The 12,046-nt window shown below is 58.1% G+C and carries 13 protein-coding genes and 1 pseudogene; 11 read left to right on the plus strand and 3 right to left on the minus strand.

Going from position 1 to position 12,046, the window contains the following annotated elements; translation table 11 throughout:
* Positions 1–78 precede the first annotated feature (78 nt).
* The 3 genes from PRJ_RS30515 to PRJ_RS28470 all read left to right on the plus strand — a co-directional run bounded on the left by PRJ_RS30515 (position 79) and on the right by PRJ_RS28470 (position 1,423).
* Positions 79–207 carry a hypothetical protein gene (locus PRJ_RS30515; RefSeq protein ID WP_003253468.1) on the plus strand — a complete coding sequence of 43 codons (129 nt, stop codon included), beginning with the start codon at positions 79–81 and terminating at the stop codon, positions 205–207.
* A gap of 150 nt (positions 208–357) precedes the next feature.
* Positions 358–855 carry a MarR family winged helix-turn-helix transcriptional regulator gene (locus tag PRJ_RS28465; protein ID WP_100852545.1) on the plus strand — a complete coding sequence of 166 codons (498 nt, stop codon included), beginning with the start codon at positions 358–360 and terminating at the stop codon, positions 853–855.
* Between the two features lie 43 nt (positions 856–898).
* Positions 899–1,423, plus strand: a complete 525-nt coding sequence (locus tag PRJ_RS28470) for an arsinothricin resistance N-acetyltransferase ArsN1 family A (RefSeq protein ID WP_125921898.1) — start codon at positions 899–901, stop codon at positions 1,421–1,423.
* Here the strand turns inward: PRJ_RS28470 and PRJ_RS28475 are convergent.
* Positions 1,398–2,441, minus strand: a pseudogene (locus PRJ_RS28475) (FAD-dependent oxidoreductase); the annotation flags it as partial. The gene PRJ_RS28470 and the pseudogene PRJ_RS28475 overlap by 26 nt on opposite strands.
* A gap of 42 nt (positions 2,442–2,483) precedes the next feature.
* Positions 2,484–2,822, minus strand: coding sequence for a helix-turn-helix transcriptional regulator (locus PRJ_RS28480; protein WP_100852547.1), 339 nt, complete (start codon positions 2,820–2,822; stop codon positions 2,484–2,486).
* Between the two features lie 115 nt (positions 2,823–2,937).
* On the opposite strand from PRJ_RS28480, the gene PRJ_RS28485 reads away from it, so the two are divergent.
* Genes PRJ_RS28485 through arsJ form a run of 8 tightly spaced genes read left to right on the plus strand, consistent with a single transcriptional unit; the run spans position 2,938 to position 8,801 of the window.
* Positions 2,938–3,351: an arsenate reductase ArsC gene (locus PRJ_RS28485; RefSeq protein WP_100852548.1), complete on the plus strand. Its 414-nt coding sequence runs from the start codon at positions 2,938–2,940 to the stop codon at positions 3,349–3,351.
* An 8-nt stretch (positions 3,352–3,359) separates the two neighbouring features.
* Entirely contained in the window at positions 3,360–3,716 is a 357-nt protein-coding gene (locus tag PRJ_RS28490; RefSeq protein WP_100852549.1) for a metalloregulator ArsR/SmtB family transcription factor, read from the plus strand.
* Positions 3,717–3,735: 19 nt separating this feature from the next.
* On the plus strand, positions 3,736–4,206 hold the full coding sequence (locus PRJ_RS28495) for an arsenate reductase ArsC (RefSeq protein WP_100852550.1): 471 nt from the start codon (positions 3,736–3,738) through the stop codon (positions 4,204–4,206).
* Positions 4,207–4,224: 18 nt separating this feature from the next.
* Positions 4,225–5,286: an ACR3 family arsenite efflux transporter gene (arsB, locus tag PRJ_RS28500; RefSeq protein WP_100852551.1), complete on the plus strand. Its 1,062-nt coding sequence runs from the start codon at positions 4,225–4,227 to the stop codon at positions 5,284–5,286.
* 3 nt (positions 5,287–5,289) lie between these two features.
* Entirely contained in the window at positions 5,290–6,006 is a 717-nt protein-coding gene (gene arsH, locus PRJ_RS28505; RefSeq protein ID WP_100852552.1) for an arsenical resistance protein ArsH, read from the plus strand.
* Positions 6,007–6,018: 12 nt separating this feature from the next.
* Positions 6,019–6,522: a dual specificity protein phosphatase family protein gene (locus tag PRJ_RS28510; protein WP_104963044.1), complete on the plus strand. Its 504-nt coding sequence runs from the start codon at positions 6,019–6,021 to the stop codon at positions 6,520–6,522.
* A gap of 32 nt (positions 6,523–6,554) precedes the next feature.
* Positions 6,555–7,559: an ArsJ-associated glyceraldehyde-3-phosphate dehydrogenase gene (locus tag PRJ_RS28515; protein ID WP_100852554.1), complete on the plus strand. Its 1,005-nt coding sequence runs from the start codon at positions 6,555–6,557 to the stop codon at positions 7,557–7,559.
* Positions 7,560–7,568: 9 nt separating this feature from the next.
* A complete protein-coding gene (gene arsJ / locus PRJ_RS28520) occupies positions 7,569–8,801 on the plus strand; it encodes an organoarsenical effux MFS transporter ArsJ (RefSeq protein WP_100852555.1) in 1,233 nt (410 codons plus the stop codon).
* Between the two features lie 154 nt (positions 8,802–8,955).
* Here the strand turns inward: arsJ and PRJ_RS28525 are convergent, their stop codons facing one another.
* The gene (locus PRJ_RS28525; RefSeq protein WP_100852556.1) at positions 8,956–11,934 is read right to left on the minus strand and encodes a TrlF family AAA-like ATPase; all 2,979 of its coding nucleotides are present in this window, start codon (positions 11,932–11,934) and stop codon (positions 8,956–8,958) included.
* Positions 11,935–12,046: the final 112 nt, after the last annotated feature.

Below are 12,046 nucleotides of genomic sequence, written 5' to 3' on the forward strand. Positions count from 1 at the left end.
GAGCTGCTTTGACAGCAGCCAGAAGCTCGACTAACTACATAGCAGTACTCAACAACCCAAGCGGAAAAGGAAATTTGCATGAGCATCAAGCCAGGCCCTAAACGCACCAACGAAGATGGCACTCCGGACAAGAGGCAGCGGGTCACGCCTGAGAAGCAGAAGGATCACCCAGACCTGAAACCCCACAAGCATAAAAAGGGGGAGTAGGGCAGAAAAGCAGCTCTTCGGAGCTGCTTTTTTATCTGCATACCGATAACCCATCCGCGTAAACGATCAACCACAATCAATCTGCTGGTCAATGTTGATGACCGCGTTCTTCAACCATAACGTTGTGAGTAACAACTAATTGGAAATGCCATGTCGGATAAGCACAGCGGCGATCTCAGCCGGGATGCCGAAGATCTCTACGAGGCACTTGCCCAGCTGGTGCGCATTTACCAATTCAGGGATCGCGACCGCATTTGCTGCTACGACGTATCGGTCACTCAGTGCCACGCGGTTGAAGCTTTGGTGAAGCTGGGACCACTGCGTCTCCAGGTCCTGGCCGAGCAGATGTTCCTGGACAAGAGCACAGCCAGTCGTGTCGTCGATACCCTGGAGCGAAAGGGGTATGTCACCCGAGTAGAGGATCCAGAAGATCGTCGGGCGGTCCAGGTGCAAGCCACCGAAGCCGGCGGCGAGCTGTACGAGCGGATTCGTGCCAGCCTGATCGCCGAAGAGAAGGCAATGATCAGCTGTCTGCCGCCAGAAGTACGTCAAGGGGCCCTGACGCTGCTACGCCAATTGACTCGTGCTGCCAAACTACGTTGTGGCTTGGCCACCGAATGCTGCCCAGCCCAGCCGCAAAAAAAGTGAAACCTCTTTAACAAAGTTGTTCCATTTCACCAAAGGAAGCCGGATGCACATTCGCCTCGCTGAAACCGGTGATGTTCAGGCCATTGCCGAGATCTACAACCAGGGGATCGAAGACCGCAGCTCTACGTTCGAGACCCAGCCGCGTACTGAAACTGATATACAGCCGTGGGTTGCCGATATGTCACGCTATCCGGTGCTGGTCGTCGAGCTCGACGGGGCGGTAGTGGCGTGGGCAAACCTGAGCAGTTACCGCGCGCGTTCCTGCTACGCCGGCATCGCCGACTTCTCAATCTATCTTCATCGTGACGTCCGCAGACGTGGTATCGGCAAGCTGCTGCTCAAGGCATTGCTCAGCGAGGCAGAGGCACGTGGTTTCTGGAAGGTCCTTTCCCGCATTTTCACCTTCAACGAGGCGAGCCTCGCGCTCTGCCAGTCCTGCGGCTTCAGGACGATTGGCGTCTATGAGAAGCACGCTTGCCTTGAAGGCCGCTGGCTGGATTGCGCGATCGTTGAACGGGTGTTTCCGTCGAACCAACCCGTTCTAGATGACGGAGCAGTTGAGGCATGAGATAGCCCGCGTCAGTCCCTACCCCCCTGAGGGTTGCCGAGGCGAAGTTCCTTTGCTTGGGCAGCCCGACGAAGTACAGGCCGGGCACCTGATCTGCCACGCCGTCTTGCTGCAGGACACGACCTTGCCGGTCGGCGACTGGAAGCTGTGCCAGAAACGCCAGGTTCGGCCGGAAACCGGTGGCGAAGATCAGCGCATCGGTCTGATGGGTGGTTCCATCCGGCCAGACGACGCCGTCAGGCACCACCTGCTGGAACATCGCTTTGCGCTGGAGCCGCCCGGTATCCAAGGCCTTCCGGTACTTGCCGGTATCCAGCACAGGCGTGCTCTGGTCACTCAACCAGCGCGTGTGCTCCAACCGGGTGAATTTCAACCAAGTGTGAAAATCGAGTCCCAGAATCCGCTGAGGGAAGAAGCGGATCTTCTCGCGGGTAGCCAGCACTACCTGTGCAACGCCTGCAAGTTCATAGGCAATCTGAACAGCGGAGTTAGCTGCCCCCACAACGACAACACGCTGGCCGTCAAAGGCCTCAGGTGTTCGATAAGCCGAGCTATGCAGACAGTATCCTGAAAAGTTCTCCAGCCCAGGAATGTCAGGCATGAAAGGACGGCTGAAGCCCCCTGATGCCACTACCACAGCACGCGCAGTTAAAGTCGCTCCGTTGGCGGTGCGAATCTCAAATGCCTTGTCCTTAAGTACGACCGCCACCACACGGGTACCGCCCTGAAAAGGCAGCTGAAACTCGGCGGCGTATTTCTCCAGGTACTGCACCACTTCGTCTCGCAGCGGGTAGCCCTTGGGATTGCCAGGAAACGCCCGCCCCGGCAGCGCGGAGTACTCCGCTGGTGAAAACAACTGCAGGCTTTCGTAGTAGTTACGCCAATTCCCGCCTGGGGATGTCTGCTCATCCAGGATGAGGTAATCCAAGCCGTGCTGCTGTAAATGCCAGCCAGTCGCCAAACCTGCTTGCCCACCACCGATGACGACCACATCCAGAACGCGATTCGAATCATTCATATGTGCGCACTCATACATATATAAGAGCAAAAAAAGCCCGTGCTACGGACAGCAGATCGAAACCAGACCTTTGGTTCGCTGGAGCAGGCCTTCCAGTCGCTCGACGATCGCCCCACCATTCACTTCATAGAACACCTGCCGACCCACCTTGGTGGCCTTCACGATCTTGGCTTCATGCAATACCTGCAGGTGCCTGGAGATCACCGAGCGCTCCTGTGGCAGCTCTTTGGCGATTTCGCCGACATCCGCCCGGCCGAGCAAAAGTACGCGCTTGAAAACCGCGACTCTGGAAGGCTCGCAAAGCGCTTTGAAGAAGGTCTCGTCTAGCGACTCGATGGCGGCTTCGATGGCTTGAGCACGGAGATTTTGGTTGGTCGTCATGCAGCCAATATATGTGCATGAACGCGCACATGTAAAGCCACCCATCATCGAGGGGTTGCGATACATTCGAAAAAGCGTATATTCGAAAAACCATATACACTCAGGGTACCAAGTGATGACTGGCAAGACCCGCGTTCTGTTTGTTTGCACCGCAAACGCCGCTCGCTCCCAGCTCGCCGAAGCTTTGCTCCGGCATACAGACCCTGTTCACTTCGAAGCTTTCAGCGCCGGGACCCAGCCTGGCGAGGTCGACCCGCGTACCTATGCCGCCCTTGAGCACCTCGCTATCGATACCAGCGCTTTGCGCAGCAAGTCCATCGACGAGTTCGCAGGGGAACGGTTCGACTACGTGATTACTCTGTGCGACAAGGCAGCCCACGAGTGCCTTACGTTGCCTGCCTTCGGCGAGGCTCTGGCGTGGAACTTCGAAGACCCTGTGACCAGTGACAAACACGATGCTTTCCGACACGCGCTTCACGAGATCCATGAACGCATCAAGATGTTCGTCCTTGTGAAAACCAAACACTGAGTAACCCCATGACTGACTCGCTGACCCCCACCAAAGTCTTCAAATGCCTCGCCGACGAAAACCGCATTCGGATGATGCTGCTGATCGCTCGCGAGGAAGAACTCTGCGTCTGTGAACTGACCTGCGCGCTGCAAGAAAGCCAGCCCAAGGTTTCCCGCCACCTGGCGCAGCTGCGTACGTGTGACCTGCTGGAAGACCGCCGTCAGGGCCAGTGGGTTTATTACCGGCTGCATCCAGAGCTGCCCGCCTGGGTACGTGAGGTCCTGGCGACGACGCTGGAGGCCAACCACGAGTGGCTGAGTACTAGCACCAAAAGACTGGACACCATGGGTGACCGCCCACAACGCGTCGCCTCCTGCTGCTGATCATTGCCGAGAAAAACCGATGAAAGTTCTGTTCCTCTGCACCGCCAATAGCTGCCGCAGCATCCTCTCCGAGGCTGTTTTCAATCATCTGGCACCGGCCGGCATGAAGGCCTACAGCGCCGGCAGCCAGCCAAAGGGCGAGGTGCATCCGCTTTCCATCACCGCGCTGCAGCGTGCCGGTATCTCCACCGAGGGCCTCAGCAGCAAGTCCAGCGACGCGCATGCCGAGCTGGCACCAGACTTTGTCATCACCGTCTGCGACAAGGCCGCTGGCGAAGCCTGCCCCGTGTTCTTCGGACCAGCTGTGAAAGCCCACTGGGGGCTTTCTGACCCTTCGGACCTGCAGGGCAACACCGCCGAATTGGACGCAGCGTTCGACGTCACGCTTGAGCAGATCAAACGACGCCTCAAGGCATTCCTCGCGCTGCCTTTCGAAAAACTGGATGCCGCCCAACTCAAGGTTGAGCTGGCCCGCATCGGAACGCTCTGACGTTTAGGGAGATCCACCATGAGCAAAAGCCGACTTTCATTCCTCGACCGCTACCTGACGGTCTGGATCTTTCTGGCCATGGGCCTGGGCATTGGTCTGGGCAGTCTGTTCCAGGGTTTTCCAGAGTGGCTGAACAGCCTGTCGGTAGGCTCGACAAACATCCCCATCGCCATTGGCCTCATCGTCATGATGTACCCACCTCTGGCGAAGGTGAAATACGAGGAGTTGCCGCAGGTCTTCAAGGACAAACGCATCCTCACGTTGTCCCTGATCCAGAACTGGGTGATCGGCCCGGTCCTGATGTTCGGGCTGGCCGTTGTCTTCCTTTCCGACAAGCCTGAGTACATGACCGGCCTGATCCTCATCGGATTGGCGCGCTGCATTGCCATGGTCCTGGTGTGGAACCAGATCGCCGGTGGCAACAACCAGTACGTGGCGGGCCTGGTCGCCTTCAACAGCATTTTCCAGATCCTGTTCTTCAGCGTGTACGCCTGGATCTTCCTGGGCTTGCTGCCGCCACTGTTTGGCCTTGAGGGTAGCGTCATCGAGACCAGCTTCCTCGAAATCGCCCAATCGGTACTGATCTATCTGGGCATCCCGTTCCTGGCCGGTTTCCTGACCCGCAAAATTCTGATCAGCAGCAAGGGCGAGACCTGGTACCAGGAGTGCTTCATCCCGAAGATCAGTCCACTGACGCTCGTGGCGTTGCTGCTGACCATCGTCGCCATGTTCAGCCTGAAAGGCGACATGGTGCTGCAACTGCCGCTGGATGTGCTGCGCATCGCTATCCCGCTGACCATCTACTTCGTGGTGATGTTTTTCATCAGCTTCTGGATGGGCAAGCTGCTGGAAGCTGACTACCCGCGCACCACTGCACTGGCATTCACCGCAGCAAGCAACAATTTCGAACTGGCCATTGCCGTGGCCATCGCCACCTTCGGTCTTGCCTCGCCGGTCGCGTTTGCCACCGTCATCGGGCCATTGGTGGAAGTGCCGGTACTGATCTCACTGGTGGGCGTGGCCTTGTGGCTCAAGCGCCGCTGGTTCGATCAGCCATCTGGCGCCTTGTCTCAGGAGTAAATCATGACCGAACACCACATCCCCAATATCAACAACGATCTGGTCGACCTGCCGACAGAAGACAAACTGGCAGTCGAGCAAAAGTCCACCCACAAGCCTCGCATTCTGCTGCTGTACGGATCGACCCGCGAACGCTCGTTCAGCCGCCTGCTGACGGAAGAAGCCGCACGGCTGCTGGAGCACTTCGGTGCCGAGACGCGGATCTTCAACCCGACCGGGCTGCCACTGGCGGATGACGTGCCCGATGACCACCCCATGGTCAAGGAGCTGCGCGATCTGGTGCTGTGGTCCGAAGGCATGGTCTGGTGCTCGCCGGAACGCCACGGTGCAATGACCGGCGTGTTCAAGTCGCAGATCGACTGGATTCCACTGAGCATGGGCGCAGTGCGCCCCACTCAAGGCAAAACCCTCGCGGTGATGCAGGTCTGCGGCGGCTCGCAGTCGTTCAACGTGGTCAACCAGCTGCGCGTCCTCGGCCGCTGGATGCGCATGTTCACTATCCCTAACCAGTCGTCCGTGCCGAAGGCCTATCTGGAATTCGACGAGGCGGGCCGCATGAAGCCCTCTTCGTACTACGACCGTGTCGTCGACGTGATGGAGGAACTGGTGAAGTTCACCCTGCTGCTTCGTGATCGTTCCGACTACCTGGTCGATCGCTACTCCGAACGTAAAGAGTCGGCTGAAGACCTATCCAAGCGTGTCAATCAACGATCCATTTGAGGCTTTGTGAGCATGCAATTGCACCCGTATTCCGTGCTGGCTAATTCTGAACTGGTCGGCCAGCTGATCTTCACTCCGTGCCCAGGTACCAAAGAGACATCGGTATCTCAGGCGTTGGAAACGCTGCGCGAAGCCGGCGCGAGCGCGCTGGTAACTCTGATGCCGAGTGAAGAACTGCTGCAGAACGAAATCGATCTGCTTCCCGTGGAGTGTCAACTGCTGGGCCTCGAATGGTTCCACCTGCCGGTCGAGGACGACGAAGCACCCGGTGAGCCGTTTGCTGCCGCCTGGGACACTCACCGGGAACGCCTGAAAGAGCTGGTGATGACCGGTAAGACGATCGCCATTCACTGCAAGGGAGGCTCTGGACGCACCGGCCTGTTTGCGGCCCGTCTGATGATCGAGTGCGGCATTCCTGTGCAAGAAGCTGTTGCCCAGGTCCAGGCCCTGCGCCCGCGTGCGATCCAGAACCCTGCGCACGTTGGATACATCAACCAGTTCAGCGACACCCTCTAACCTTTCGCTAATCGCGATTCGAGAACAAGAACATGGCTATCAAAGTAGGCATCAATGGGTTTGGCCGTATTGGTCGCTTGGCGCTTCGCGCGTCCTGGGACTGGCCGGAATTCGAGTTCCTGCAGATCAATGACCCTGCCGGCGACGCAGCGACCCACGCCCACCTGATCAACTTCGATTCGGTGCACGGGCGCTGGCATCGTGAGGCGAGTGCTGAAGGCGACTCGGTGATGATCGAGGGCAAGCGCATCAAGGTCACCGCGAACAAGACGATTGCCGACACCGACTGGTCGGGCTGCGATCTGGTTATCGAGGCCAGCGGCAAGATGAAGTCGGTGGCCGTGCTTCAGGCCTATCTGGATCAAGGCGTCAAACGCGTGGTGGTCTGCGCTCCGGTGAAGGAAAAGGGTGCACTGAACGTGGTGATGGGCGTCAACCAGCACCTGTTCGACCCGGCGCAGCACCGTATCGTGACCGCCGCCTCCTGCACCACCAACTGCCTGGCACCGGTGGTCAAGGTGATTCACGAGAACCTGGGCATTCGTCACGGTTCGATCACCACCATCCACGACCTCACCAACACCCAGAGCATCCTCGATACGCCGCACAAGGACCTGCGCCGCGCCCGTGCCTCGGGCATGAGCCTGATCCCGACCACCACGGGTTCGGCTACTGCGATCGCTGAGATCTTCCCCGAGCTACGCGGCAAGCTGAATGGTCACGCCGTGCGTGTACCGCTGGCCAACGCCTCGCTGACCGACTGTGTGTTTGAAGTCGAGCGCGAGACGACAGCTGAGGAGGTTAACGCGCTGCTGAAGGCGGCGGCCGATGGACCACTGAAAGACATCCTTGGCTACGAAGAGCGCCCCCTGGTGTCTATCGACTACCGCACTGATCCACGCTCCTCGATCATCGACGCGCTGTCGACCTTGGTGGTCAATGGTACACAGGTGAAGATATATGCCTGGTACGACAACGAGTGGGGCTATGCCAACCGTGCGGCAGAACTGGCACGACTGGTCGGCGCGGCGGAGTAAACGGCGATCATGAAGGCGTTGTCAGCCCTATCTGGGGAAGTGCGTCAGTACCTGCTGATTACCGGCAACTACTGGGCCTTCACCCTCACCGACGGTGCATTGCGCATGTTGGTGGTACTGCACTTCCATTCGTTGGGCTACACGCCGCTGCAGATCGCCGCGCTGTTCCTGTTCTACGAAGTGTTTGGCGTCATCACCAACCTAGTGGGCGGCTACCTCGGCGCCCGCCTGGGGCTCAACCGCACCATGAACATCGGCCTGGGCATGCAGGTGCTGGCCTTGCTGATGCTCACGGTTCCGGCAGCCTGGCTGACAGTGCCGTGGGTGATGGCCGCCCAGGCGCTGTCCGGCATCGCCAAGGACCTGAACAAGATGAGCGCCAAGAGCTCCATCAAGCTTCTGGTACCGGATAGCCAGCAAGGCACTCTCTACAAATGGGTGGCCATCCTCACGGGCTCGAAGAACGCGCTCAAAGGCGTGGGCTTTTTCCTCGGCGGAGCATTGCTCGCGTTGCTTGGCTTCACGCTGGCGGTGCTGGTTATGGCAGCAGTACTGGCCCTGATCTGGATCGGCAGTCTAGTGCTGCTGAACAGGGACTTGGGCAAAGCCAAGGCCAAGCCGAAGTTCCGCGACATGCTGTCCAAGAGCCGGGCCATCAACATCCTTTCGGCTGCACGACTGTTTCTCTTCGGTGCCAGGGACGTCTGGTTCGTCGTGGCGCTGCCGGTGTACTTGAGCACCGCGTTTGGCTGGGACTTTTGGCTGGTCGGTGGCTTCTTGGCCGCGTGGATCATTGGCTATGGCATCGTCCAGTCGTTTGCTCCTCACATCACCGGCAAGAAGCGCGGTCATGTACCCGACGGTCGAGCGGCCTTTATCTGGGCGATCGCCCTGGCTGGATTGCCCGCGCTCATTGGTCTGGGCCTATCGGCAGGCTGGTCGGCCCAGGTAGTGCTGCTCGGCGGGCTGATGCTGTTCGGTGTGCTGTTCGCGGTGAACTCATCGCTGCACAGCTACCTGATCGTCAGCTATGCCAAGCAAGACGGCGTTTCCCTGGACGTAGGTTTCTACTACATGTCCAACGCATTGGGCCGGCTGATCGGCACGTTGCTTTCAGGTTGGGTGTTCCAAGCCTCTGGCCTGGAGGCATGCTTGTGGATTTCCAGCACGTTCGTATTCGCTGCTGCACTCATCTCGATAGCACTGCCAAAGCAAAGCAATACGACCAGTACCTTGGCCTGAGGTCGCTCACTACAGCCAGCAGACAGGGGAGTCCTGGCCACAGCGCCGGCTTAGGCGCTGGAGCCAGGAGGTCCATCGACGATGCGATAAAGTCCAGAACTTCCCGGCACGTGCGTGGCAAGCAACCGCCAATAAACGCTCGCCACGCCAACCCCTACCTTTCCAAGCGTACCCGCAACCGTCTGGCACGCTCTTGGAAAGCGGTATCACCACCTTCCAAGATCTCACACACTGCTGTCCGGACTTCACAGTTCTCAAGGCCGCCCGAAACATACGTGATAGGCGGTAAGCCGCCTGGAGTATTGGGCCCCGAGGATGCCACGATGATCTGATCAGCATCAGTGTTGATCACTAGGTTGGCATTGTGCGTCACCATGATCACCTGACGTTTCGCTTTTGCCGCGATAAATAGGTCGACCAGCTCATCGAAGACCGATTTGGGATCGAGGTTCTCCTCCGGCTGGTCAATGATCAGGGGGCGATCATCCGCATCATCGAGCGCGAGATAGAGCAGTAGCAGTACGATCCCGCGCGTGCCAGGTGAAAGCTTTCTAATATCGATACCGTCGTACAGGATCTCGTAACTGACAGTCATGTGGTCGGTGCTATAGAGCCAGGTAGCGAACTGCTTGGACCAAGCGCGGAACTCCGCCTGCTGGGCTTGTGCAACCGGAGCATGATCAATGAAGTGCTTGCGATATTTGTCCATGAAGGCTGCCATCGCCGCTTGGATGTCCTGAGCCGAACCAGTCTCCCAAGCTGCTTTGAGATCCTTCGTAGCCGCGGTGATCAGCGACCCGCGCCCGTTGAACGGTCCTGCCTTGCGCCGATCAAGCAGCTTCTCTTCACCAATTTCACCCCAAGCGGCGACGTCGGCAGTCCGTCGAACCAAGATGCCTAGTTTTTTCAAGGTCCCTGAGGATTCGCCAAGACGAGCCATTAAAGGTGCATAGAGATCGGCCAAGGCATCTTGCTCATTGATGATCGCCTCAAACACCCGGCCGTACGTCTCACTGCGTTCAGCCTGCAGTGCTTTGCGGCGGGCTTCCGCCCCTTGAGCATCTGTGAGCTTGGTTTCGAGAGCCTTGAGCGTCGCGTTTTCCTGAGTAATACGGTCGGTCAACGCCTTGAATTGCTCTTGAATAAGCTTATCTGCGCTGAACAACGCTTCAAGGCGGGTCATTTCAGCAGCGATAGGCGCCAGAGGAAGCGTTGCAAGATCCACAGTGTCGGCAATCAACGGGACCAGAGGGTCACCGGGTACCGGTGGTACTCCACGTAGCTTGATGATCTCCTGATCAGACCACTGAATGTATCCGGCAAGACTCTTGTCGACATCCCCCTTGTAGACCAGAAGAAACTGTTCCCATTGCTCCTGTCCTAAACCACTATTGGCATGTCTGGCTTGAACCTGCCGGAGCATTTCGGGCGCTCCAGTGGCCCGCATACTCTTGACCTCGTCTTGCAGGGCCACGAAGGTCCGCCGCTGACTGCTGTAGGCCTGAATCCGACTGCGCATCTTCTCTGCGGCCGCGCTAAGCTGCGCATGCCGTGTCGCATGAGCCTCTGTGCCCTGAACGACGAGCTTTGCCAAGTCGACAGAATATCCAGCGATCTGCTGTTTTTTCTGCGCAACCTGGAAGCCTAGCGAGGCAACCGAGCTCTCTTTCTCAAACTCAGTGGCGATTCGCTCCGAGATGTCATCTATCGCGGCAGCCTCTCGATCCCTCGACTGCTGGAAACGGCTTGTCAGCTGTTCTCGCAGCTGTTCAAAGTCAATCGCCCCGTCTCGACTGTCGGGGCTATGGGAGTCAAAAATTACCCGCTGGATCTCATCAACGAGGCCGTCTGACATGCCCTTCGCGGAGCACAACTCCTCGACGAACTGCTGCGAGAGGTAACGAGCTCGCGGGAAGGCCATATGCCCGTTGGCATCTCTTCCATCTAAAGCGCGCTCAACCGACGCGCCACCTCCCCAGGTCAGGGTCGTAGAAGCGTTGCCGATCAACCTACGAGCACGGGCCAGAAATGACGCACTACTATTTTCGTCCGCGTCCCAGCTCTCTTGGGTGATCGCATCGCAGCCCGCAGCGATAATGTCCGCCAGCGCCGTTTTTCCCGAACCTCTCGCCCCAATGATGGCAACAAGGCCTGGATTGAGCGGTATATCTGGAGTCGCCGCCCAGTCCGCGCGGTTTATCCTCACGTGAGAAATGACCTGGGACGGCAGCGCCGATCGAGGCGGCAACTCGCCTACATAGGCTCGTCCCTCTGGATCGATGCATGCTTGGCGAAGAGAATCAAAATCCAGCGCACCTTTGATCCAAGAAAACCGGTTATCCACCGGCTGACCAATTGATTTCTGGTCATGTGAATCACTGCCATGAAGGCATGGCTTGCAGCCACCATAACGAAGGCGCAGGTCCTCAGCCGTCATGGCAGGTCGCTGGCCGAGCCAGAATTCACGCTGGGCCGGATGGCTGGAAAAGATGATGTGAGCAAACTTCTCGATTTCTTGCCGCAGGGTCGCATCGGCCGCCTGTCTAACCCCGGACGTACCGTCACTCGCGTTACCCGCGACAGCGACCAACGTATTTTTTTTGGCCCAGTCGCTTTCCCCAAGCACCTTTCGTAGCTGGTCAAAATTGACCTTGAACTGCGTCGCCCCATGCCGCAACGCCGCGAGCTCATCCACAATCAAGGGATCTGCACACTTACCGAGCTTGATCAGCTCTTCTCGCGTGCAATCGAAGCGGTCACCGAAGGCATGGAACTGGAGCCGCTTGAGGATGCGCTTGATCTCATCTATGTGATCGGGATCTTCAGGACTGACGAGAAGGTGAAGGTTCACATAACCCGTTTTGGCGAACACATCCAGACGAAGCTCGATGTTGGGGAAGATGAGCTGAACCCCCGGCAAACGGCCGGCTTCTTTGTGCTTGAGAATTTGCTCGTAGGTGTCCGTGACATAGTAGTCAGTCACAGCGATCGCTTCGACTGCAGGCTGTAGCCCTTCAAGGGAGCTGAGGTAGGCCTCCCACGGATCGTTTGAGCCAAACCGGTTATTAAGAACCGTACCAGGAGCGTGGATATGCGGCTCCCACCGATGCCATTCAGATCCCCTGCTAATCATCTGAAGCCCCCATTGCCGTAGTCTCCATACCTGGACCGCGAAGGTTTTATCGGAGCTTAAACGAGAGCGATGGGTGTTTCCTATGGCTATTTGATGGCGCTGCGCCATGTCC

Source organism: Pseudomonas sp. XWY-1 (genome assembly GCF_002953115.1).
GTDB classification, from domain to species: domain Bacteria; phylum Pseudomonadota; class Gammaproteobacteria; order Pseudomonadales; family Pseudomonadaceae; genus Aquipseudomonas; species Aquipseudomonas alloputida.